Below are 22,559 nucleotides of genomic sequence, written 5' to 3'. Positions count from 1 at the left end.
GCGGCGGCGGAGCGGGATGGCATGGCGATGACCTGGGGCACGGCAGTAACAACGTCCAGCAGCGCCGGATGGGGTTGAAGCGCTTCCATTGCCCCCCGGTCTGCGCGTTATGCTCGCAGGACAGGGGAGGTGCCGGGCAGCCGGCGCCCGAGAGACGAGCGACGTGTCCAGCCAGATGGTGACCTCTTCAGTGCAACGGGACGGTGATGCGGTGATCCCTGCCGCGGTCGCCACGGCGTTGTGCGCCCTGTTGCCGGCCGGGGCGGCGATCACGCTGGCCTGGTCGGATCCGGTGCTGGGCGAGGGCGCTCTGGACCACCCTCAGGGCCGCACCCCGCCGGCGGACGCTGTTCCCGCGCGGCGTCAGGCGACCTCGGCCGGCATGGCGCTTCAGCAGCGCTGGAGCCACAGCGGCGCCGACCTGACGCTGGAGGTGACCCTGGCCGCCGGGACGACACCGCCGGACACGTGGTGGGCGTTGGCGCGCTCCCTGTTCCAGAGCACCCTGCTGCTGGCGAGGCAGCGCCGCGAGATCGCCTCCCTGGAGGAGTCCAAACGCCTGCAGCAGGCGCTCTATGAAATCGCCGATCTGGCCGGTGCGGATCTGGAAATGGCCGAGATGCTGCGCCACTTCCATCGCGTGCTCAATTCGCTGATGTACGCGCAGAACTGTTTCATCGTCGAGTACGACGACATCCGCCACCGGGTCCGCTTCCTGTATTTCGCCGACCAGAAAGATGATTTCGTTGCTGACCCGGATCGCAGCTACGAAGAACACGAAATGCCGCGCAGCCTCACCTTCGCGCTGCTGCGGCATGGCGAGCCATTGAGCGGGCCCTCGCGGGAGCTGCTGGCCGTCCTTGATGACGAGCACGACCCCGAGCGTGGGCCGGAAAGCCTGGATTGGCTGGGCGTGCCGATGCTGCGCGATGGGCGGGTCTGTGGTGCCATCGTGGTGCAGAGCTACGAGCACCGGGCGCGTTATGGCGAGGCCGACCGCACCCTGCTGGGTTATGTCGCCCAGCACATCCTGACCGCGATGGACCGGCGCCAGGCGCAGGTGCAGCTGGAACGCCAGGTCGAGCGCCGCACGGTCGAACTGCAGCGCGCCAACCGCAACCTGCAGGAAGAAGTCGTCGAGCGCCGTCGTGCCGAAAAACTGCAGCTGGCGCTGTTCAACATCGCCGAGCTGGCGATGAGCGCTGAATCGCTGTCGCAGTACTACGGCCAGGTGCACGGCGTCGTCGGGACGCTGCTGGATGCACGTAACTTCTATATCGCCCTGGTCAACGAAAAAGGCGACGGACTGGAGTTCGTGTACTCGGTGGACGAGTACAACCCGTCGCGCGCACCGCGCCCCTTCAGTGAAGGCCTGACCGAGTTCATCGTGCGCAACCGGCAACCGCTGCTGGCCACGCGCGAGCGCATCGATGCGCTGCGCGACAGTGGCGTGGTGCGCGAGTTCGGCGCGCGCTCGAACTGCTGGCTGGGTGTGCCGTTGTTGAGCGATGACGATGTGGTCGGTGTGATCGTGGTGCAGAGTTATTCGCCGGAGGTGGTGTTCACCGTGCACGACCAGCGGTTGCTCACCTTCGTGGCACAGAACATCGGCAACGGGCTGTCCCGCCAGCGCGACCAGGAGCGGCTGCGCAATGCGCATGCCGATCTGGAACAGCGCGTGGACGAGCGCACCCGCGAGCTGGCCGACGTCAACGACAGACTGCTGGGCCAGATCGGCGAGCGCCTGCGTGCCGAACAGCGCCTCACCCACCAGGCCATGCACGACGCGCTGACCGGGCTGCCCAACCGCCTGCATCTGCTGGATCGGCTGGAAGACGCGATCGTGCGTGCGCGCACCAACGAGAGCCAGGGCTTTGCCGTGCTGTTTCTGGACCTGGATCGCTTCAAGCTGGTCAACGACAGCATCGGCCATGCTGCCGGTGACCAGATGCTGGTGGAGGTGGCCAAGCGCATCGTCTCGATGATCTCCGCGCAGGACGTGGTCGCGCGGCTGGGCGGCGATGAGTTCGCGATCCTGCTCCAGTGCGGTGATGGCCTGGCCTCGGCGCTGGAGTTTTCCCAGCGGATGCTGGTGGCGCTGGAAGAGTCGATGTGGGTGAAGGGGCGCGAGCTGTTCCCCTCGGGCAGCCTGGGTATCGCCATGTGGAACCCGCGCTACCGCAACGGCGAGGAACTGGTGCGCGATGCGGATGCGGCGATGTACCGCGCCAAGGCGCAGGGCAATGATCGCTGCGCCGTATTCGATGAGGCGATGCGCGAGCAGGCCCTGCGCAGCCTGGATCTGGAGGCGGACCTGCGCCGGGCCATCATCAACCGGGATTTCATGCCGTTCTATCAGCCGATCGTGCGGCTCAGCGACGGCGAACTGGTCGGCCACGAGGCGCTGCTGCGCTGGCAGCATGAGCGCCGCGGGCTGCTGCTGCCGAGTGCGTTCCTGGATCTGGGCGAAGAGAGCGGCCTGATCGAACAGGTGGACTGGCTGCTGTACGAACAGGTGATCACCCAGCTCGCGCGCGGTGGCCGTGGCTATCTCTCGGTGAACGTATCGCCGCGCCACTTCCGCTCGGCCGATTTCAGCACGCGCCTGTTCGGCCTCATCGAAGCGGCCGGTGCCGATCCGCACCGGTTGCGGCTGGAGATCACCGAGGTGGCGCTGCTCGATGACGGCCCGCGGACACTGCGCATCCTGCAGACCCTGCGTGAGCGTGGGGTGCTGGTGCAGCTGGATGATTTCGGCACCGGCTTTTCGGCGCTGTCCTACCTGCACCGGTTCCCGATCTCGACGCTGAAGATCGACCAGTCCTTCATCGCCGGCCTGCACGGGCAGGACATGCAGAGCACGCATGCGCTGGTGCAGGGCGTGCTGTCACTGGCGCGCACGCTGGGCATCGAAACGGTGGGTGAGGGCATCGAAACCCAGGCCCAGCACGACACGTTGCTGCAGCTCGGCTGCGATTACGGCCAGGGCTATCTGCTCGGCAGGCCGGCCCCGATGGCAACCACCGCGACGGCCTGAACCGTCGCGGCGCCGCAGGGATCAACGCAGCGCGTTGGCCCGCTTTTCGTCGATCCACTTGGAGGCCTGCGCCGGCTCGTAGGCACGCATCCAGGTCAGCATTTCATCGATGTCCGAGCCATACCACAGGTCCGCGCGCTGGGCCGGGTGCAGGAAGCGCTCTTCGACCATGCGATCGATCATGCCGATCAGCGGGGCATAGAAGCCGTCCACATCCAGGAACGCGCAGGGCTTGTTGCCGATGCCCAGCTGGCGCCAGGTCAGCATCTCGAAGATTTCTTCCATGGTGCCGAAACCGCCGGGCAGGGCGACGAACGCATCGGAGAGGTCGAACATGCGCGACTTGCGCTCGTGCATCGAACCGACGATTTCCAGCTCGGTCAGGCCGCGGTGGGCCACTTCCCAATCGGCCAGCTGCTGCGGGATCACGCCGGTGACTTCACCGCCGCCGGCGAGCACGGCGTTGGCCACGGTGCCCATCAGGCCGACGTTGCCGCCGCCGTAGACCAGGCGCAGGCCGTCGCGGGCGATGCGGTCACCCAACGCGATGGCGCGCTCGGTGTAGACCGGCTTGCTGCCGGGGTTGGAACCACAGTAAACGCAAATCGACTTCATTGGATCTTCCTGTTGTCCGAATCTGTAGCGACCGGAAACGAAAAAGCCCCGCCGATGACCGGTGCGCTGGTCTCGTGACGGGGTGTCGTTCCGCAGGTGCGGTGGCGGATTATCGCGCGTTTCGGGCGCGGGGGCCAATCGGCCATCGGTGACGACGGCCGAGCAACGGTCGGCTCCACCGGGATGGCGCACCGGGGCAGAGCCGGCCGTTGGTCGCCTGCCGTTTCTCGTACCGTCGGTCGGCGACCCCCTGCGGGTTCACACCCGCAAGGAAGCCGGCCTCAGGCCGCCTGCGACTGCTCCCGGCGCGGACCTTCCTTCAACGCGCGGCCGACCAGGCCGACCAGCAGGTCCAGCTCCTCGCCGTCCATGCCGAAGTGCGGGGTGAAGCGCAGCGAGTTCTCACCGCCATGGATCACATTGATGCCATGGTTGCGCAACCACTCTTCGGTGGAGCCGGTGCCGTAGCACTTGAACTGCGGGGCCAGCTCGCAGGAGAACAGCAGGCCGGTGCCCTGGACCTTGGTGATCAGCCCGCCCAGCTCGGTCTTGAGCTGTTCCAGCTTGCGCACGGCTTCCTGGCCGCGCACGCGGATGTTCTCGCGCACCTGCGGGGTCAGCAGCGACAGTGTGGCGCAGGCCACGTCCAGCGCCCGCGGGTTGGAGGTCATGGTGTTGCCGTAGATGCCCTTGCGATACAGCTGCGCGGCGTGCCCGGTCACGGCCAGCACGGAGAGCGGGAACTGCGCCGCATTGAGCGCCTTGGAGTAGGTTTCCATGTCCGGCACGTCCAGGCCTTCAAAGCCCGGGTAATCCACGATCGACAGCACGCCGTGCGCGCGCAGGCCGGCCTGGATCGAGTCCAGCAGCAGCAGGCTGCCGTGCTGGCGGGTCAGTTCGCGGGCCAGCGCATAGAACGCGGGCGGCACCGAGCGGCCGGGGTCGCCTTCGCCCATCACCGGCTCCAGGAACACCGCTTCGATGAACCAGTGGTTCTGTTCGGCCTCGGCGAACACGCGCTTGAGCGCCACTTCATCATAGGGCGCGATCGCGATGACCGTGTCCTCGCCGCGGTAGCTGGCCAGGTGCTGCATGTAGGTCTTGCGACTGGAGTCGGAATACAGGCCCGGGCGGTCGGTGCGGCCGTGGAAACTGCCCTTGACCACCACGCGCTTGATTTTCGCACCGGCGTGGCGGGCGCCCGGATCGGTCTGCAGCTTGGCGTTGACGTCGGCGATGCGGGCAGCCAGCCCGACCGCTTCGGAGCCCGAATTCAGGCACATGAAGTGGCTGTACGGGCAGCCGCCGCGGCGGTGGCCGATCTCCTTGCGCAGGGCCTGGATGAAGCGCTGCTGGGACAGGCTGGGCGTCATCACATTGGCCATGACCTGCGGGGCCGCCATGGCCTCCATCACCGCCTCGGGGGTATGGCCGAAGCCGAGCATGCCGTAGCCGCCGGCGTCGTACAGCACCGCGCCCTTCAGGGTGACCACCCATGCGCCACGGGCGGCGAGGGCAACGTACGGGGTGACCGCATCATCGGCATAGAAATTGACGAAGCCCTCCTGCATCGCATCGATCTGGGCGCGCTCGTCCAGTGCCAGCAGGCCGCCAAGATCGGCGCGCACGCGCTCGAATTCAGCGGCGGCGGCGTCGATGGCGGCGACCAGGGCAGGGTGGCCGGCGGCCAGGCGTTCGAGGGTGGCGTCATCCAGGCCGGTGGTGAGGCGGGTGCCGGGCTGGGCGCGGAGCGGGGCGAGACGTTCGATGAAGCTCATTGCAGATCTCCTGAAACGATGGCGGCACGGCGGAAAAGCAAAACGCGCGTCTATTCGCGCGCGCTTCGGGCATTCCTGCTCGTGCATCAGACTTCCGGCTCGATGCTAGCACGCGGTTTTTCGCGCGATAACCCCGTCAAAAACTGTTGCAAAGCAGCATTTTGCGCGACGTTTGGCGAATCCTTCGTTGCCACCGAGGGCCAGTCGTACAATGGCCGACATTGCCTACACGTTGCCGTGCGCTGCCTTGAAGAAGTCCGATTTCAACTACGACCTGCCGCCTGAACTGATTGCCCAGGCTCCGCTCGCCGAGCGCTCGGCCAGCCGCCTGATGGTGGTGCCGCCGGCCCCGGCCGCGTTTGATCACCGCCAGGTGCGCGATCTGCCCGACCTGCTGCAGCCCGGCGACCTGCTGGTCTTCAACGACACCCGGGTGATCCCGGCGCGTCTGTTCGGCCAGAAGGCCAGCGGCGGCCGTGTCGAGATCCTGATCGAGCGCCTGCTCGGTGGCCAGCAGGCCCGCGCGCAGGTTGGCGCCAGCAAGTCGCCCAAGCCGGGCAGCCGGATCGCACTGGATGCTGGTGGCGAGGCCGAGGTGCTGGGCCGCGACGGCGAGTTTTACGTGCTGCAGTTCCATGTGCCCGAGGCGCTGGAACAGTGGCTGCTGCACGCCGGCCGGCTGCCGTTGCCGCCCTACATCCAGCGCGAGCCGGGCGTGGACGACCGCGAGCGTTACCAGACGGTCTTTGCCCGCGAGATCGGCGCGGTGGCCGCCCCGACCGCCGGCCTGCACTTCGATGAGGCCCTGCTGGCCACGTTGAAGGACAAGGGCGTGGATTTCGGCCACGTGACCCTGCACGTGGGCGCGGGCACCTTCCAGCCGGTCCGCGTGGACGATCTGAAAGAACACGTGATGCACCGTGAGTGGCTGAACGTCGGCGCCGAGCTGGTCCAGCAGGTGCGCCGCACCCGGGCTGCGGGCGGCCGGGTGATCGGCGTCGGGACCACCGTGGTGCGTGCGCTGGAAAGCGCCATGCGCGACGGCGAACTGCTGCCCTACGCCGGGGAAACCCAGATCTTCATCACCCCGGGCTACCGGATCCGCAGCGTGGACGCGATGGTGACCAACTTCCATCTGCCGGAAAGCACGCTGCTGATGATGATCTCGGCGTTTGCCGGCCAGGCCCGGGTGATCGAGGCCTACCAGGCCGCGATCGCGGAAAAGTACCGCTTCTTCAGCTATGGCGATGCGATGCTGCTGTTCCCGCAGGGGGACTGACGGCCGCAGGGCAGGCGCGGCCGTTTTCGGCGACAATGGCAGACTATCTGCCCGAATGACCGCTCCATGTCCCGACTCCAGTTCCAGCTCCAGACCACCGACGGTCGCGCCCGCCGCGGCCGCCTGACCTTCCCGCGCGGGACCGTGGAAACCCCGGCCTTCATGCCGGTGGGCACCTATGGCTCGGTGAAGGGCATCCTGCCGGAGCAGATCCGCGCGCTGGGTGCGGAAATCATCCTGGGCAACACCTTCCATCTCTACCTGCGCCCGGGCCTGGACGTGATCGCCGACCACGGCGGCCTGCATGGCTTCGCGCGCTGGAACGGCCCGATCCTGACCGACTCCGGCGGCTTCCAGGTGTTCTCGCTGGCCCACCGCCGCAAGATCACCGAGCAGGGCGTGACCTTTTCCTCGCCGACCGACGGCGCCCGCGTGTTCCTGGGCCCGGAAGAGAGCATGCGCATCCAGAAGGTGCTCGATTCGGACGTGGTGATGATCTTCGACGAGTGCACCCCGTACCCGGCCACCGAGCCGGTCGCGCGCACCTCGATGGAACTGAGCCTGCGCTGGGCGCAGCGCAGCCGCAACGCGCACGATGAACTGGGCAATGACGCAGCGCTGTTCGGCATCGTCCAGGGCGGCGTCCATCACGACCTGCGCAGCCGCTCGGCCGAGGGCCTGCAGCAGATCGGCTTCGATGGCTACGCCATCGGCGGCCTGGCCGTGGGCGAGCCCGAGCACGAACGCAACGCCATGCTCGACCATATGCACCCGATCCTGCCGGCCGACCGGCCGCGCTACCTGATGGGCGTCGGCCGCCCGGAGGACCTGGTCGAAGGCGTCGCCCGCGGCGTGGACATGTTCGATTGCGTGATGCCGACCCGCAATGCCCGCAATGGCCACTATTTCACCTCGTTCGGCACGGTGCGCATCCGCAACGCCCGCTACGAGCGCGACATGGACACCATCGAGCCGGGCTGCGGCTGCCATGCCTGCACCAGCGGCTATACCCGCTCGTATCTGCGCCACCTGGACCGCTGTAACGAGATGCTGGCGCCGATGCTGGGCACCATCCACAACCTCTATTACTACGAGACGTTGATGGCCGACATGCGTGCCGCGATCGCGGCGGGAACCTTTACCGCCTTCCGCGAGTCTTTCTACGCGGCTCGTGGAGCGGTCACGCCTGCGCTGTAAAGTGACCCCCGCCGGCCGATCCGGCGCGCCGACCCTGCCAAACGGCCCAAGGACGAACTCCCGGGGCCATGGCATACTTCGAGGCTGACCCCCGTTTCGCGGCGACTCCCTGACCCTTCAAGGGGCAGGGCGCCTCCCAACCCAAGGACACACTATGAACCTGCTCGCCTTCCTCATTCCCACCGCCAACGCCCAGGCCGCCGGTGGCCAGTCGCAGGGCATGGGCCTGACCACCCTGCTGTTCCCGATCATCCTGATCGCGATCATGTACTTCCTGATGATCCGCCCGCAGATGAAGCGCCAGAAGGAACACAAGGCCATGCTGGAGAAGGTCAAGCGCGGTGATGAAGTGCTGACCAACGGCGGCATCGCCGGCGTGGTCACCGACATCGGCGACAACTTCATCACCATCGAAGTGGCCGAGAACGTGCGCATCCGCGTGCAGAAGGGCGCCGTGGGCAATGTGCTGCCGACCGGCACGCTGAAGTCGGCCAACTGATCCACCTCCTTTCCGTTCAACCGCGGTGCCGGGACGGGCACCGCGCGGGACCCAAGCAATGCTCGAATTTCCACGCTGGAAGTATTTCCTCATCCTGATCGTGCTGGCGGTCAGTGCGTTGTACGCACTGCCCAACATCTACCAGAAGGACCCTGCCGTGCAGATCACCGCCAATCGTGGCGGGCAGATCGACGACGCCCTGCGCGACCGCGTGCTGGGTGACCTCAAGCAGGCCGGCGTGGAGCCGTTGTCGGTGGCCAAGGAAGGCGACAGCCTGATCGTGCGCCTGCCGACGCTGCAGGCGCAGACCGCCGCCAACGACGCCCTGCGCGACGAGATGGGCGAGGACTACGTGGTTGCCCTGAACCTTGCCTCCACCGTGCCGGAGTGGCTGAGCGACCTCGGCGCCAAGCCGATGGTGCTGGGCCTGGATCTGCAGGGCGGCGTGCACTTCGTGCTGCAGGTCGACCAGAAGGCCGCACTGGACAAGCGTCTGGACGCCTACGCCGAAGACGTGCGCACCAGCCTGCGCGATGCCCGCATCGCCTACCAGTCGGTCGAACGCCGTGGCGACAACACCATCGTGGCGAGCATCAGCCCGTCCGCCGGTGCCGATGCCGCCGCGCGTGCCCGCGAAGTGATGGTCAAGGCGCAGCCGACGCTGGGCTACGAGGTGGCGGGCAACCGCATCACCGTGAGCATGCCGGAGGCCGAACTGACCGCGATCGCCAACGGCGCCATCGAGCAGAACGTCAACACGCTGCGCAACCGTGTCAATCAGCTCGGTGTTTCCGAGCCGATCATCCAGCGTCAGGGTGCCGACCGTGTGGTCGTGCAGCTGCCGGGTGTGCAGGACACCGCCGAAGCCAAGCGCATGATCGGTGCCACCGCGACGCTGGAATACCGCGCCGTGGTCGAGGGCAATGCCCAGGACGCGATCACCAGTGGCCGCATTCCGCCGGAGGCCAAGGTCTACCAGCAGCGTGACAATCGCGGCCCGATCCTGCTCAACAAGCGCGTGATCGTGACCGGTGACCAGATGGTCGCCGCACAGGCCACCACCGACCAGAACGGCGCCGCGGCGGTGAGCGTGACGCTGAACAATGTCGGCGGCCAGCGCATGTTCGATTTCACCAGCGCCAACGTCAACAAGCCGATGGCGGTGGTCTACACCGAGCGCATCCCGACCGTGAACGTGGTCGATGGCAAGGAAGTGCGCAGCTTCCGCGTCAAGGAAGAAGTGATCTCGGTCGCCAATATCAACGGCGTGTTCGGCAAGAACTTCCAGACCACCGGCCTTGAGAAGACCGAGGCGGAAAATCTGGCCAAACTGCTGAAATCCGGTTCGCTGGCTGCACCGATGGACTTCGTTGAAGAACGCATCGTCGGCCCGAGCCTGGGTGCGGAGAACGTCGAGCGCGGCGTGACCGCGGTCGGCTTCGCGTTCCTGTTCACCCTGATCTTCTTCACCGTGTACTACCGCATGTTCGGCGTGATCACCTCGGTGGCCATGCTGTTCAACCTGCTGATCGTGGTGGCGGTGATGTCGCTGTTCAGTGCGACGATGACGCTGCCCGGCTTCGCCGGTCTGGCGCTGTCGATCGGCCTGTCGGTCGACGCCAACGTGCTGATCAACGAACGTATCCGTGAAGAGCTGCGGGCCGGCATGCCGCCCAAGACGGCCATCGTGGCCGGTTACGAGAAGGCTTCCGGGACCATCCTGGACGCCAACCTCACCGGCATCCTGGCGGGTGTGGCGTTGTATGCGTTCGGTACCGGTCCGTTGAAGGGCTTCGCCGTGACCATGATCGTCGGCATCCTGGCCTCCATGTTCACTGCAATTACCGTCTCGCGTGCCCTTGCCGTGCTGGTCTACAGCCGCCGCAAGAAGCTCAAGACCCTGGCCATCTGACGGGAAGCGAATAGAAACCATGAAACTTTTCCCGTTGCATCTGATCCCGAACGACACCAAGTTCGACTTCATGCGCACCCGCTGGGTGGCCATCGGTCTGGCGGCGCTGGTGTTCATTGCCGCCATCGGCTGCATTGCCTTCAAGGGCTTCAACTACGCGCTGGACTTCACCGGCGGCACCGTGGTCGAAGTCCGCTTCGACAAGCCCGCTGACGTCGATGCCGTGCGCGAGCATCTGGAAGGTGCCGGTTATGCCGGTGCCCAGGTGCAGAGCTTCGGCAGCGGCAGCAATCTGCTGATCCGTCTGCAGCCGCAGGAGATGGCCGAAGGCGAGAACGCCGGTGAGGCCAACAACCGCACCGCCGAAGCCGTGCAGAAGGCGATCTCGATGGAGGGCAACCAGGCCGCCATCGTGGGTGCCGAGTTCGTCGGCCCGCAGGTCGGTAAGGAGCTGGCGCTGAACGGCCTGTACGCGGCGCTGTTCGTGCTGATCGGCTTCCTGATCTACATCGGTTTCCGCTTCGAGTGGAAGTTCGCGATGGTGGCGATCATCACCACGCTGTTCGACGTGCTGGTGGTGGCGGGTTACTTCTCGCTGAGTGGCCGTGAGTTCGATCTGACCGTGCTGGCCGGCCTGCTGTCGGTGATGGGCTTCTCGATCAACGACACCATCGTGGTGTTCGACCGTGTGCGTGAGAACTTCCGCAGCCTGCGTGTGGAGCCGCTGGAAGTGATGAACCGTTCGATCAACCAGACGCTGTCGCGCACGATCATCACCTCGCTGGTGTTCTTCCTGTCGGTGCTGGCGCTGTATCTGTACGGTGGTGGTTCGCTGGAAGGGCTGGCGCTGAGCCAGATGATCGGTGCGGTGATTGGTACGCTGTCGTCGATCTTCATTGCCTGCCCGCTGCTGACCATGGGCGCGCTGGCGGTGACCAAGCAGGATCTGCTGCCGAAGGCCAAGGACGTGGAAGCGTTGGAGCGTCGTCCGTAAGGTTTCTGGTGGTTTGAAACATCCGGGAGGCCGCGCATTGCGCGGCCTTTCTTTTTGTTCAGGGCCAGAGCCAGAGCCAGGGCCGAAGCCAGAGCCAGAGCCGAAGCCAGAGCCAGAGCCAGAGCGGCGCCTTGGATGCTCACTGTTGGAGGGCGACGGATAGCGCTGTGCTGGACCCGCCGTAAACCCATCCCTGGGGGCTCGTGAGCGCCATCCATGGCGCTCCAACGGTCCTGCACATCGCTATCCGTCACCCTCCAGACAGGGGGCTGGATGGCGGTTGGTAGGGCAGAGCGAAGCAAGGCAAAGCCACGCAAAGCAAAGCCACGCAAAGCAAAGCAACGGCACCCGCGCTGGCGTGGATCTACGTAGGGCAAGAATCGGTCTTGGCATTGGTGACTCTCTGCACGCGCGATCCTGGTTCGGCGACAGTCGGCCAATCTCCAGGATTCAGCATCCAATGCACTCGTCATAACGCCAGGTGTTCCGTGTAGAGCCACGCCATGCGTGGCGGCTCTCCCGTCCGCAGCGGCCGTGTGTCAGGCAGGGGCCGGTGAGGGCAGGGCGGGACCGTCACCCGCAGGGATGCGGGTGTCGAGCCTCCAGGGACGGATTCACGGCGCGTCCCGGTCTGCCCTCACCGGTCCCAGGCCTACAGGGAACAACACGGCGCCATACACCCCCGTCGGTTGTACTCCGCAGCGCTGCGCACTACGATCCCTTGCGTTCCGCGCAGCCGCTCCGGTGGCGCGCGACCTCCCTTTTCATCGCGCCGGTCCGCCCTGCGCCAGTCCCCCTCGAGGTTTACATGGTCATCAAACCGCGTGTGCGCGGCTTCATCTGCGTCACCACCCATCCCGTCGGCTGCGATGCGGCCGTCAAGCAGCAGATCGATTACATCCAGTCCAAGCCGAAGATCACCAACGGCCCGAAGAAGGTGCTGGTGCTTGGCGCCTCCACCGGCTACGGGCTGGCTGCGCGCATCACCGCTGCCTTCGGCAGCGATGCCGCCACGCTGGGTGTGTTCTTCGAGCGCCCGGGTACCGAGACCAAGCCCGGCACCGCTGGCTGGTACAACACCGCCGCGTTCCATAAGTACGCCGATCAGGCCGGTCTGTACGCCAAGAGCGTCAATGGCGATGCCTTCTCCGATGAGGTCAAGGCCAAGGTCATCGAGCTGATCAAGCAGGACCTCGGCCAGGTCGACCAGGTGGTGTACAGCCTGGCCGCGCCGCGCCGCAAGCATCCCAAGACCGGTGAAGTGATCAGCTCCACGCTCAAGCCGATCGGTGCGCCGATCACGCTGCGTGGCCTGGATACGGACAAGGAAGTGATCACCGAGACCACGATCGAGCCGGCCACGCCGGAAGAGATCGCCGGCACCGTCGCCGTCATGGGCGGCGAAGACTGGCAGATGTGGATCGATGCGCTGCTCGAGGCCGGTGTGCTGGCCGAGGGCGCGACCACCACGGCCTTCACCTACGTCGGTGAGGAGATCACCCAGGCGATCTACTGGAACGGCTCCATCGGTGCGGCGAAGAAGGACCTGGACGAGAAGGTCGTCGGCCTGCGCCAGAAGCTGGCCCCGATCGGTGGCGATGCGCGCGTGTCGGTGCTCAAGGCGGTGGTCACCCAGGCCAGCTCGGCGATCCCGACCATGCCGCTGTACCTGTCGCTGTTGTTCAAGGTGATGAAGGCCAAGGGCACGCACGAAGGCTGCATCGAACAGCTCGATACGCTGTACGACATCCTCTACGGCGGCAAGGAGGCCGGCACCGCAACCGAGCGCCTGCGCCACGATCTGGTTACCGATGGCGGGCGCAAGGTCGCGCTGATCGATGACGCCGGCCGCCTGCGCGCGGACTACAAGGAAATGGCGCCGGAGGTGCAGGGCGAGGTGGTCGCGCTGTGGCCGCAGGTGACCAACGAGAACCTGTACGAGATCAGCGATCTGGCCGGCTACAAGGCCGACTTCCTGCGTCTGTTCGGGTTCGGCGTGGAGGGCGTGGATTACGACGCCGATGTCGCCACCGATGTGAAGATTCCGAACCTGGTCGAGATGGCCTGATCGGAAGGAGGGATGCCGACCAACGGTCGGCATCCACCGGTGCGGTGCGTGCCCGGATGGCCGCGCGGCGCGTCCGTTGATGCCCGGGCGGTGCGGCTCCTGATGCGCAGGAGACGGCAGGTCACGACCGTGGGTCGTGACGCATCCCGTCAACTGAAATCGAAATTCATCACCGGGCCGGCCGGGCCGACGAACTCACCCTGCACGTAATCCACGCCGGCACTGAAGAGCAGGCTCATCGAGTTGGCATCGGCGACGAATTCGGCGATGGTCCGGATGTTGGCGGCCTGCGCACGCGCGGTGATCTCGCTGATCTTCTCGCTGTGCTCGCGCGTACGGGCGAAGTCGGAGGTGAAGTCGCGGTCCAGCTTGAGGAACTGCGGCTGGAAGTGCGCCAGCAGCTGGAACGAATCCAGTCCTGAGCCGAACTGCTCCAGGCCGATCCGGCAGCCCAACGGGGCGACCGCGGCCAGGAACTGCTGGGCATTGCGCAGGTGGGTGAACACCTTGGCCTCCGGCGCGTGCAGCCACAGTTGTTCGCCCGGCACGCCTTGCGCCTCCAGTTCGCGCCGGAGCGTGGCGATCATCTGCGGGTCGTTGAACGACTCCGGGGTGATCTTCACCATCAGGTGGGTCACATGGCCCTCGCGCTTGCGCGCCGCGAGCATGCCGATCGCGTGGGTGACCACCCAGCGGTTGATGTCGGCCAGCAGGCCATGGTCCTCGGCGATGCCCAGGAACGCGTTCGGGCTGAGCAGCTCGCCGTTGTGGTCCAGGCGCAGGTAGGCCTCGTACAACTCCAGTGCCTCGCCCTGCAGGCTGAGCACCGGCTGGTAATGCAGCTGGAAGCCATCGCCGGCCAAGGCCTGGCGGATGCGTGCCACCCAGTGCTGGATGCGCTCTTCTTCCACGCGATCCACCGCGGCCGGATCGAACACGCGGGTGGTGTTACCCAGTTCCAGGGCGGCCTGGGTGCACTCGGTCGCGCGCGCCAGCACCTGACCGATGCTCGCAATCTTCTCGCCCACCTGCACACCGCCCACGCTGACGGTCACGGTGGCCGAGCGCTCGCCGATGCTGAACACCTGCGCGGCGAAGGCCTCACGGATATGGTCGGCCAGGGCGACGGTCTGCGCGTAGGGGGCCTCGGTCAGTACGGCAAAGCTGTGCTCGCCGAAGCGGGCCACCTGTGCGGTGTCGCCAACCGATTGGGCCAGCACGCGGGCGAGGGCGCCGATCAGCGCATCGGCCGAGTCCAGCCCGATCTCCGGCAGCAGGCGCGCGTAATGGTCCGGCTCGATCAGCAGCAGGCCGAACTGGCCCTCGCTGCGGCCGGCCTGGGCCACCGCATGCTCGACGTGCAACATGAAGGTCGGGCGGTTGAGCAGGCCGGTGACCTGGTCGCGCTGGCGCAGGTCCTCCACCTCGCGCGCCAGTTCCGGATCGAACTCCATGCGCCGGCGGAACACCACCTGCAGGCAGGATTCGCCCTCGTAGCTGGCCTGGGTGAACTCCATGGTCGCGGCGAACACGGCGCCGTCCTGGTTGCGCGCATCCACCTGGTACTGCGGCGGCGGCGCATCGCCCTTGCTCATGGATTTGAGCAGCTGCTTGAAACCGTCCACGTGCTGGGGGGCGACCATGTCCAGCAGCGAGATGCCTTCCACATCGTCGAAGTTCTCGTAGCCGAACATCTCCAGGTAGGCCTCGTTGGCCCGGATGTGCATGCCTTCGTGGATGTAGGCGATCGGGTCGCGCGAGGACGAGATCAGCGCATCGCAGCGGCGCTCGGTCTCGCGCATCTGCGCCTCGATCCGGCGCAGCCCGCGGCGCGCGTGCAGATCGGTCCATTCGTTGCGCACTACCGCCAGCAGGTGCTCGGGGCGGTGGCGCAGGGCGATGGCGCGGATGCCATTGGCCCCGGCCTCGACCCACTCGGTTTCGTTGATCGATTCGGCCAGCAGGATCATCGGGATGTCCTTGCCGCTGGCCGCGATCTGCTGGGTCACCTGCAGCAGCGGGATGCTCTGCGCTGCGGCGACCAGCACCAGGTCGATCGGCTGGGTACCCAGTGCCTGGGCCAGTTCCTCACTGTGCTGCGGGCGCGTCGGGCGCACCGCGATGCCGCTGTTGCGCAGCGTGCTGACGATGGTCTCGGCGTTCTCGCCGCTGTCGTCCACGATCAGCAGGCGGACCGTCATGTCATTCGCGTTCTGCATTCACTACTCCCCGGACTGCAAACTTGATACACGATGCGTGTGACTACGTCCATGCGGCAAACGGTAGCCGATCATGGCACGCTGGTTCCGGCTCAGGCCACGCTGCCCGCGGCATGGCCACAGGCCCAGGCCCACTGGAAGTTGTAGCCCCCCAGCCAGCCGGTCACGTCCAGCACCTCCCCAATGAAGTGCAGGCCGGGAACCACGTGCGATTCAAACGTACTGGAGGACACCTTGCGGGTGTCGACCCCGCCCAGCGTCACTTCGGCGGTACGGTACCCCTCGGTGCCACTGGCCACCAGCGGGAAATTCTGCAGCAGCTCGGCCGCCTCGCGCAGCTGTGGCTCGTCGATCTGGCGCACCAGCCGGTCCGGCAGCCAGTGCTCGCACAGGCGCAGCGCCAGCCGGCGCGGCAACACCTCCGAGAGCACCGTGCGCAGTTCGGCGGCACCGCGTTCGGCCTTCATCCGGCGCAGCCACTCCAGCGCGTCCTGGCCCGGCAGCAGGTCCAGCCGCAGCTCGTCGCCCGGCTGCCAGTACGAGGAGATCTGCAGGATCGCCGGGCCGCTGATGCCGCGGTGGGTGATCAGCATGGAGTTGCGGAACTCGGTGCCGTTGCAGCGCGCTTCGATCGGCAGGGCCACGCCGGAGAGGTCGTTGAGGCGCTCCTGATGCTTGCCACTCAGGGTCAGCGGCACCAGCCCGGCGCGGGTCGGCAGGACCTCATGACCGAACTGGCGGGCCAGCTCATAGCCGACGCCGGTCGCGCCCATGCTCGGGATCGACAGGCCACCCGTGGCCACCACCAGCGAGGCGGCATGGAAATGCCCTTGCGTGGTGTGCACGTGGAAGCCGTCCGCGCCGCGCTCCACCTTCTGCACGCCGCAGTCGGTGCGGATCTGCACGCCGGCGGCCAGGCATTCGTCCACCAGCATCTTCACGATCTGCTTGGAGGAGATATCGCAGAACAGCTGGCCCAGCTCTTTTTCGTGATACGCGATGCCGTGCCGCTCCACCATCTCGATGAAATGGTATGGCGTGTAACGGGCCAGCGCGGATTTGCAGAAGTGCGGATTGGCCGACAGGAAATTGGCCGCCGTGGTGCCGGTGTTGGTGAAGTTGCAGCGCCCGCCGCCGGACATCAGGATCTTCTTGCCAACCTTGTTGGCATGGTCGATCACCTGCACCAGGCGCCCGCGTTTGCCTGCGGTCATCGCACACATCAGCCCGGCAGCGCCGGCCCCGATGACCAGCACATCACAGCGGATCACACTCACGCCTGCGGCTTCTGCTTGCGCCAGGTGGGGATGACGCTGAGCTGCGCCTTGTCGGACGTCAACTGCACTTCGCCGTCCTGGATCTGCACGTCCCACTGCATCGTGCGTTCGATCTGCGCGCCCCATTCGGTGACGAACTCGCCCGGCAGGTCCATGACCTCCAGCGTGGACAGCTTCTTCAGCGCGGAGGCGTTGCGGTCCCACCAGATGTCGGCGGCGCGGCCGCCGTAAGTGACCAGCTGCACCGCACGCGCGCGGCCGGCGGCCTTGCGCAGGCGCGAATCGTCGGGCTGGCCCAGTTCGATCCACAGCTCGATGTCGCCGGTGTAATCGCGGCGCCACAGGTCCGGCTCGTCGTCCACGCTCAGGCCGCGGCCGAACTCCAGCCGGTCATCGGCGTTCAGCGCGAAGGTGAGCAGGCGCACCATCAGGCGGTCATCGGTCTCGGACGGGTGCTGGGCCAGCGTCAGCGTATGGCTGGCGTAATAGCCGCGATCCATGTCGCTGATCTGCAGTTCGGCCTTGCGGATGGTGGCGGTGAGGGCCATGGGGATACCTGAAACAAAGAGCGCCATGATAATGGTTCGCCATGAGCCCGTCCGATCCGATCCTCGTTGCCCCCGCACCCAGCCGCCTGCAGTTGCCCCCCGGCGACTGGCCGAGCCTGCTGGACGGGCTGTGCGCGCGCTTTCCGCGCATCGACCGCGCGCAGTGGGCAGGCCGCTTCGCCCGGGGGCGGGTGCAGGACGCGCAGGGCAGGGCGCTCGCGCCGGATCAGGCCTGGCAGGTGGGGCTGGAGATCGTGTATTTCCGCGAGGTGGCCGATGAGCCGGCGATTCCTTTCGCCGAGGCCATCGTCCACCAGGACGCGCACCTGCTGGTGGCCGACAAGCCGCACTTCCTGCCGGTCACCCCTGCCGGCGGCTACGTGCGCGAGACGCTGCTGGCCCGGCTGGTGGCGCGCACCGGCAACCGGGATCTGGTGCCGCTGCACCGCCTGGACCGGCTGACCGCCGGGCTGGTGCTGTTCTCCACCCGGCCAGACAGCCGCGATGCCTACCAGCGCCTGTTCCGCGAGCGGCGCATCGAGAAGGTGTACGAAGCGCTGGCGCCGGGACTGCCCGAACTGCCGTTCCCATTAGAGCGGCAGACCCGCTTGGTCCCGGGAGAGCCGTTCTTCCGCATGGCCGAGGAGCCCGGCGAGCCCAATGCGCGGACCCGCATCGAGGTGATCGACGGCACCGGACCGGTCTGGCGCTACCGACTGCACCCGGTGACCGGCCGCAAGCACCAGCTGCGCGTGCACATGGCCGCGCTGGGCGCCCCGATCCTGGGGGACGACCTGTACCCGGAGCTGCACGCGGATGCGCCGGCGGACGTGCCGCTGCAGCTGCTGGCCAAGGAATTGGCGTTCGATGACCCGTTGACCGGGGAGCGGCGCACGTTCGCCAGCGGGGTGTCGCTTCACCTGTAGGGCCGGCCGCTGGCCGGCTGCCGGGATCTGTGGTGGTCACCAGATGCGACGGAGGAGCCGGCCAGCGGCCGGCTCTACCGACACCGGCCCCTCAGCCATGCCGGACCCTTTCCACACCGAACCCTCAGCCGGCCAGCGGTTCATCAGGGTGCTGACGGTTCATCAGCCTTAACGTTTGGCCAGCCAACGGTCCAGTTGCGCGGCAAAGGCCTGCTTGTCGCGCGCATGCAGCGGCGGAGGGCCGCCTGTCTGAACGCCCGAGCCGCGCAGTTCCTCCATGAAATTGCGCATCGACAGCCGCTCGGCCATGTTGTTGGGGGTGTACAGGTCGCCGCGCGGGTTCAATGCGACGGCCTTTTTGTCCAACACCAGGGCCGCCAGCGGGATGTCCTGCGTGACGACCAGATCGCCCGGCTGGACCCGTTCCACGATCACGCTGTCGGCCACATCCAGGCCCGGCGGAACCTGGATGGAGCGGATGAAACGGGACGGAGGGGTCCGCAGCCAGTGGTTGGCGACCAGGGTCATCTCGATCCCGGCACGCTCTGCGGCACGGAACAGGATCTCCTTGATGACGGCCGGACAAGCGTCGGCGTCCACCCAGATGTGAACTTTAGGGGTCGGGGCATCAGTCATTTGGCTGATCTTAAGGTAGGAAAAATCTGAATAGGGGGTGCGATTTCGTGTAGGATCGCCCGACCCCTTGTCCTGTCAGGCGGGAGGGGGAGGATGGCTGAATCAACCAGCTATCGCTTTTTCGGTAAAACACGAGTATCGTCACCCACACTGTGTTTGCTAGGGTCACCGTGAATCGTGGCCTGGTGCAGTTGATCTCACGATCTGCTCATCGATCCGCTTTACCAACGCCTGCAACTCAGTCTCGGCTCCGATACGCGGCGGCCGCGATTATTTCAACTATTGTTTCAGGAGTTAGTACATGTCTGATCGTCAGCAGGGCACCGTGAAGTGGTTCAACGACGCCAAGGGCTTCGGCTTCATCACCCCGGAAAGCGGCCCGGACCTCTTCGTGCATTTCCGCGCGATCCAGGGCACCGGCTTCAAGTCGCTGCAGGAAGGCCAGAAGGTGACTTTCGTCGCCGTGCAGGGCCAGAAGGGTATGCAGGCTGACCAGGTGCAGGCGGTCTAATCGACCCCCCGCAACCGTAAGGTCGCCTAAAACGCCGGAAGCGAAAGCTTCCGGCGTTTTTTATTGGGCGGCATTCGGCCATCGTCGACGCAGATCCCGTTGAAGACGGCATCGTTCCCGTCGCCCGGTTACGATGCCGCTTTGACCCTGCGGAACCCTCGATGATCAAGGTGCACCATCTGGACCACTCGCGCTCGCTGCGCGTGTTGTGGATGCTCGAAGAACTGGGCCTGCCGTACCAGGTCGTCAACTACCAGCGCGATCCGAAGACCTGGCTGGCACCGCAGGCGCTGCGCGACGTGCACCCGCTGGGCAAGTCGCCGGTGCTGCAGGACGACGCGCTGGTGCTGGCCGAATCCGGCGCGATCCTGGAATACCTCGCCGACCGCTACGACAGCGGCCGCCAGCTCTCCCCCGAGCCGATGCCGGCCCAGGCCCCCGAACGCGTGCGTTACCGCTACTGGATGCACTACGCCGAAGGCTCGGCGATGCCGCCGCTGGTGATGACGCTGGTGTTTTCGCGGCTGCGCAATGCGCCGATGCCGTTCTTCGCCAAGCCGATCGCGCGCTCCATCGCCGACAAGGCGCTCAACGGCTTCGTGCGTCCGCAGGTGAAGCTGCACATGGACTGGATGGAACGCGAGCTCGGCCAGTCGCCGTGGTTCGCCGGTGAGCGCTTCACCGCCGCCGATATCCAGATGAGCTTCCCGATCCAGGCCGCCGCCGCGCGCGGTGGCGACATGGCCTCCTACCCACGGCTGCAGGCATACCTGGCCCGGATCGAGCAGCGCCCGGCCTACCAACGTGCGGTGGAGCGCGGCGGTCCGTTGAACCTCGGCGGCGGTTCGCGCTGAACTTGCGGGGCAGCCGGTCTGCCCCCATTTCATACCGATGAGCACCCGGCCCCTGCGTTTCGACAACCGTTTCATCCGTGACCTGCCCGGCGACCCGGAAACCGGCCCGCGCGTGCGCGAGGTGCGCGAGGCTGTGTGGTCGTCGGTCATGCCGACGCCGGTCGCCGCGCCACAGCTGCTGGCGTACTCGCCGGAGGTGGCCACGCTGCTGGGCATGGGCGAGGACCTGATCGAGAGCGAGGATTTCGCACGGGTGTTCGGCGGCAATGCGCTGTATGCCGGGATGGCACCGTGGGCGGCCAACTATGGTGGCCATCAGTTCGGCCATTGGGCGGGGCAGCTCGGCGATGGCCGTGCGATCTCGCTGGGCGAGCTGCTCACCCCGGACGGTGCGCACTGGGAGCTGCAGTTGAAGGGCGCCGGGCGCACACCGTACTCGCGGGGCGCCGACGGGCGTGCGGTGCTGCGCTCGTCCATCCGCGAGTTCCTGTGCAGTGAAGCGATGCATCACCTCGGCGTGCCGACCACGCGCGCGCTGAGTCTGGTCGGCACCGGCGATGCCGTCGTGCGCGACATGTTCTACGACGGTCACCCTGAAGCCGAACCCGGCGCGATCGTGTGTCGCGTCGCGCCGTCGTTCATCCGCTTTGGCAGCTTCGAACTGCCGGCCTCGCGCGGTGACACGACGTTGCTGCGGCAGTTGGCCGATGTCTGCATCGCGCGCGATTTTCCTGCGCTGGCAGAGGCGGGCGAGGCGCGCCATGCGCGCTGGTTTGCCGACATCTGCGAGCGCACCGCGGTGCTTGTCGCGCATTGGATGCGCGTGGGTTTCGTGCACGGCGTGATGAACACCGACAACCTCTCCATCCTCGGGCTCACCATCGATTACGGCCCGTATGGCTGGGTCGAGGATTACGATCCCGAGTGGACCCCCAACACCACCGACGCGCAGGGCCGACGCTATCGTTTCGGCACGCAGCCGCAGGTGGCGTACTGGAATCTCACCCGGCTGGCGCAGGCGTTGGCGCCGCTGTTCGAGGATGTCACCCCGCTGCATGACGGGCTGGCGCGTTTCCAGCAGGTGCATGCGGACTGCGAGCGCGCCGACATCGCCGCGAAGCTGGGCCTGGATAGCTGCCGCGATGAGGATGTGGCGTTGATGGCCGCCTGGCTGGAGATCCTGCACGAGGGCGAGATGGACATGACCCTGGCCTTCCGTGGGCTGATGGCGCTCGATCCTGCATCGCCTTCCGTGGTGGTGCTGGAGGAGGCGTTCTACAGCCCGGCCCGTCGCGACGCGGTGCTGCCGTCGCTGCAGGCATGGCTGCAGCAGTACGCGGCGCGCCTGCGCGGCGATGGCCTGAGTGCACAGGCGCGTCAGCAGCAGATGGGCCGCGCCAACCCGCGCTACGTGCTGCGCAACTGGCTGGCGCAGGAGGCGATCGAGCAGGCGGAGCAGGGCGACCTCAGCGGCTTGCATACGCTGCTGGAGGTGCTGCGGCGGCCGTATGAAAGGCAGCCGGGGCGCGAACACTTCGCGGCCAAGCGGCCCGAGTGGGCGCGCGTGAAGGCCGGCTGCTCGATGCTGTCCTGCAGCTCGTAAGCGCCTCGGTTACCCTATGCCACCCCGTTCGTTCCCAGACCCATGACCGAGTCTTCCGCCACGCCCGCCTGGGCCGGCCGCCTGCGCGACATCGCCGATTTCCCCAAGCCGGGCATCCTGTTCAAGGACATCATGCCGCTGCTCGCCGACGGCCCGGATTTCGCGGCCGCCATCGATGCGATGGTTGCGCCCTGGCGCGATGCCAACCTGCAGGCAGTGATGGGGATCGAGTCGCGCGGCTTCATCCTCGGCGCGGCCATGGCGCGGGTGCTGGGCGTGGGCTTCGTGCCGGTGCGCAAGCCGGGCAAGCTGCCGGGCAAGGTGCTGCGCCAGGATTACACCCTGGAATACCGCACCGACAGCATCGAAGTGCACGCCGATGCCTTGCCGGCCGGCGCACGCGTGCTGGTGATCGATGATGTGCTCGCCACGGGCGGTACCCTGCTGGCGGCGTTGTCGCTGGCCCGCCAGCTGCAGGTCGAGGTGGTCGGTGCGGCCGTGCTGGTGGAACTGGCCGGCCTCGGTGGCCGCGACCGCTGGACGAGTGACGTCCCGCTGCTGGCCAACCTGGTCTATTGATCCGGGAAGCCGCGCGGGCGTGACGGC

At 66.7% G+C, this 22,559-nt stretch carries 18 protein-coding genes; 12 read left to right on the top strand and 6 right to left on the bottom strand.

Annotation, left to right across the window (positions count from 1 at the left end; genetic code table 11):
• Window positions 1-175 precede the first annotated feature (175 nt).
• Window positions 176-3,037 (top strand): EAL domain-containing protein, encoded by a 2,862-nt coding sequence (locus QMX81_RS05150; protein WP_282259415.1) that lies wholly within the window; start codon window positions 176-178, stop codon window positions 3,035-3,037.
• A gap of 21 nt (window positions 3,038-3,058) precedes the next feature.
• On the opposite strand, the gene QMX81_RS05145 is transcribed toward QMX81_RS05150, so the two are convergent.
• Window positions 3,059-3,652, bottom strand: coding sequence for a TIGR00730 family Rossman fold protein (locus tag QMX81_RS05145; protein WP_282259318.1), 594 nt, complete (start codon window positions 3,650-3,652; stop codon window positions 3,059-3,061).
• A gap of 281 nt (window positions 3,653-3,933) precedes the next feature.
• Window positions 3,934-5,430 carry an aminotransferase class III-fold pyridoxal phosphate-dependent enzyme gene (locus tag QMX81_RS05140; RefSeq protein WP_282259316.1) on the bottom strand — a complete coding sequence of 499 codons (1,497 nt, stop codon included), beginning with the start codon at window positions 5,428-5,430 and terminating at the stop codon, window positions 3,934-3,936.
• A 211-nt stretch (window positions 5,431-5,641) separates the two neighbouring features.
• Here QMX81_RS05140 and queA point away from each other — a divergent pair, with 211 nt between their 5' ends.
• The 6 genes from queA to fabV all read left to right on the top strand — a co-directional run bounded on the left by queA (window position 5,642) and on the right by fabV (window position 13,379).
• A complete protein-coding gene (gene queA / locus QMX81_RS05135; protein ID WP_336619080.1) occupies window positions 5,642-6,709 on the top strand; it encodes a tRNA preQ1(34) S-adenosylmethionine ribosyltransferase-isomerase QueA in 1,068 nt (355 codons plus the stop codon).
• A gap of 66 nt (window positions 6,710-6,775) precedes the next feature.
• Complete coding sequence (gene tgt, locus QMX81_RS05130; protein WP_121042085.1) at window positions 6,776-7,906, top strand: tRNA guanosine(34) transglycosylase Tgt; 1,131 nt, start codon at window positions 6,776-6,778, stop codon at window positions 7,904-7,906.
• Window positions 7,907-8,060: 154 nt separating this feature from the next.
• The gene (yajC, locus tag QMX81_RS05125) at window positions 8,061-8,405 is read left to right on the top strand and encodes a preprotein translocase subunit YajC (protein ID WP_121042087.1); all 345 of its coding nucleotides are present in this window, start codon (window positions 8,061-8,063) and stop codon (window positions 8,403-8,405) included.
• A 58-nt stretch (window positions 8,406-8,463) separates the two neighbouring features.
• A complete protein-coding gene (gene secD / locus QMX81_RS05120; protein ID WP_121042089.1) occupies window positions 8,464-10,317 on the top strand; it encodes a protein translocase subunit SecD in 1,854 nt (617 codons plus the stop codon).
• Between the two features lie 19 nt (window positions 10,318-10,336).
• The gene (secF, locus tag QMX81_RS05115; RefSeq protein WP_121042091.1) at window positions 10,337-11,311 is read left to right on the top strand and encodes a protein translocase subunit SecF; all 975 of its coding nucleotides are present in this window, start codon (window positions 10,337-10,339) and stop codon (window positions 11,309-11,311) included.
• A gap of 808 nt (window positions 11,312-12,119) precedes the next feature.
• A complete protein-coding gene (gene fabV / locus QMX81_RS05110; protein WP_282259312.1) occupies window positions 12,120-13,379 on the top strand; it encodes an enoyl-ACP reductase FabV in 1,260 nt (419 codons plus the stop codon).
• A 149-nt stretch (window positions 13,380-13,528) separates the two neighbouring features.
• Here the strand turns inward: fabV and QMX81_RS05105 are convergent, their stop codons facing one another.
• The 3 genes from QMX81_RS05105 to QMX81_RS05095 all read right to left on the bottom strand — a co-directional run bounded on the left by QMX81_RS05105 (window position 13,529) and on the right by QMX81_RS05095 (window position 17,423).
• On the bottom strand, window positions 13,529-15,598 hold the full coding sequence (locus QMX81_RS05105; RefSeq protein ID WP_282259310.1) for an EAL domain-containing protein: 2,070 nt from the start codon (window positions 15,596-15,598) through the stop codon (window positions 13,529-13,531).
• 92 nt (window positions 15,599-15,690) lie between these two features.
• Complete coding sequence (locus QMX81_RS05100) at window positions 15,691-16,875, bottom strand: NAD(P)/FAD-dependent oxidoreductase (RefSeq protein ID WP_282259308.1); 1,185 nt, start codon at window positions 16,873-16,875, stop codon at window positions 15,691-15,693.
• The gene (locus tag QMX81_RS05095; RefSeq protein ID WP_121042100.1) at window positions 16,872-17,423 is read right to left on the bottom strand and encodes a YaeQ family protein; all 552 of its coding nucleotides are present in this window, start codon (window positions 17,421-17,423) and stop codon (window positions 16,872-16,874) included. The genes QMX81_RS05100 and QMX81_RS05095 overlap by 4 nt, the downstream gene beginning before the upstream one ends.
• Window positions 17,424-17,464: 41 nt before the next feature.
• Between QMX81_RS05095 and QMX81_RS05090 the strand changes: the two genes are divergently transcribed.
• Complete coding sequence (locus tag QMX81_RS05090; protein ID WP_282259303.1) at window positions 17,465-18,349, top strand: pseudouridine synthase; 885 nt, start codon at window positions 17,465-17,467, stop codon at window positions 18,347-18,349.
• 168 nt (window positions 18,350-18,517) lie between these two features.
• Here the strand turns inward: QMX81_RS05090 and QMX81_RS05085 are convergent, their stop codons facing one another.
• On the bottom strand, window positions 18,518-18,985 hold the full coding sequence (locus tag QMX81_RS05085) for a YaiI/YqxD family protein (RefSeq protein ID WP_282259301.1): 468 nt from the start codon (window positions 18,983-18,985) through the stop codon (window positions 18,518-18,520).
• 301 nt (window positions 18,986-19,286) lie between these two features.
• Here QMX81_RS05085 and QMX81_RS05080 point away from each other — a divergent pair, with 301 nt between their 5' ends.
• The 4 genes from QMX81_RS05080 (at window position 19,287) to QMX81_RS05065 (ending at window position 22,532) form a co-directional block, all read left to right on the top strand.
• A complete protein-coding gene (locus QMX81_RS05080; protein WP_017356920.1) occupies window positions 19,287-19,496 on the top strand; it encodes a cold-shock protein in 210 nt (69 codons plus the stop codon).
• A 161-nt stretch (window positions 19,497-19,657) separates the two neighbouring features.
• Window positions 19,658-20,350: a glutathione S-transferase gene (locus QMX81_RS05075; protein WP_282259297.1), complete on the top strand. Its 693-nt coding sequence runs from the start codon at window positions 19,658-19,660 to the stop codon at window positions 20,348-20,350.
• 37 nt (window positions 20,351-20,387) lie between these two features.
• A complete protein-coding gene (locus QMX81_RS05070) occupies window positions 20,388-21,953 on the top strand; it encodes a protein adenylyltransferase SelO (protein WP_282259295.1) in 1,566 nt (521 codons plus the stop codon).
• A 42-nt stretch (window positions 21,954-21,995) separates the two neighbouring features.
• A complete protein-coding gene (locus QMX81_RS05065; RefSeq protein WP_121042110.1) occupies window positions 21,996-22,532 on the top strand; it encodes an adenine phosphoribosyltransferase in 537 nt (178 codons plus the stop codon).
• Window positions 22,533-22,559: the final 27 nt, after the last annotated feature.

Source organism: Stenotrophomonas sp. PS02301, from assembly GCF_029959485.1.
Classification (GTDB): domain Bacteria; phylum Pseudomonadota; class Gammaproteobacteria; order Xanthomonadales; family Xanthomonadaceae; genus Stenotrophomonas; species Stenotrophomonas maltophilia_Z.
This window is presented reverse-complemented; position numbering and strand designations above follow the sequence as displayed.

Bases quoted from the DNA above. Each gene is read 5' to 3' on its own strand.
- QMX81_RS05150 (WP_282259415.1), top strand. From the start codon at position 176: ATGGTGACCTCTTCAGTGCAACGGGACGGTGATGCGGTGATCCCTGCC.
- QMX81_RS05145 (WP_282259318.1), bottom strand. From the start codon at position 3,652: ATGAAGTCGATTTGCGTTTACTGTGGTTCCAACCCCGGCAGCAAGCCG.
- QMX81_RS05140 (WP_282259316.1), bottom strand. From the start codon at position 5,430: ATGAGCTTCATCGAACGTCTCGCCCCGCTCCGCGCCCAGCCCGGCACC.
- queA (WP_336619080.1), top strand. From the start codon at position 5,642: ATGGCCGACATTGCCTACACGTTGCCGTGCGCTGCCTTGAAGAAGTCC.
- tgt (WP_121042085.1), top strand. From the start codon at position 6,776: ATGTCCCGACTCCAGTTCCAGCTCCAGACCACCGACGGTCGCGCCCGC.
- yajC (WP_121042087.1), top strand. From the start codon at position 8,061: ATGAACCTGCTCGCCTTCCTCATTCCCACCGCCAACGCCCAGGCCGCC.
- secD (WP_121042089.1), top strand. From the start codon at position 8,464: ATGCTCGAATTTCCACGCTGGAAGTATTTCCTCATCCTGATCGTGCTG.
- secF (WP_121042091.1), top strand. From the start codon at position 10,337: ATGAAACTTTTCCCGTTGCATCTGATCCCGAACGACACCAAGTTCGAC.
- fabV (WP_282259312.1), top strand. From the start codon at position 12,120: ATGGTCATCAAACCGCGTGTGCGCGGCTTCATCTGCGTCACCACCCAT.
- QMX81_RS05105 (WP_282259310.1), bottom strand. From the start codon at position 15,598: ATGCAGAACGCGAATGACATGACGGTCCGCCTGCTGATCGTGGACGAC.
- QMX81_RS05095 (WP_121042100.1), bottom strand. From the start codon at position 17,423: ATGGCCCTCACCGCCACCATCCGCAAGGCCGAACTGCAGATCAGCGAC.
- QMX81_RS05090 (WP_282259303.1), top strand. From the start codon at position 17,465: ATGAGCCCGTCCGATCCGATCCTCGTTGCCCCCGCACCCAGCCGCCTG.
- QMX81_RS05085 (WP_282259301.1), bottom strand. From the start codon at position 18,985: ATGACTGATGCCCCGACCCCTAAAGTTCACATCTGGGTGGACGCCGAC.
- QMX81_RS05080 (WP_017356920.1), top strand. From the start codon at position 19,287: ATGTCTGATCGTCAGCAGGGCACCGTGAAGTGGTTCAACGACGCCAAG.
- QMX81_RS05075 (WP_282259297.1), top strand. From the start codon at position 19,658: ATGATCAAGGTGCACCATCTGGACCACTCGCGCTCGCTGCGCGTGTTG.
- QMX81_RS05070 (WP_282259295.1), top strand. From the start codon at position 20,388: ATGAGCACCCGGCCCCTGCGTTTCGACAACCGTTTCATCCGTGACCTG.
- QMX81_RS05065 (WP_121042110.1), top strand. From the start codon at position 21,996: ATGACCGAGTCTTCCGCCACGCCCGCCTGGGCCGGCCGCCTGCGCGAC.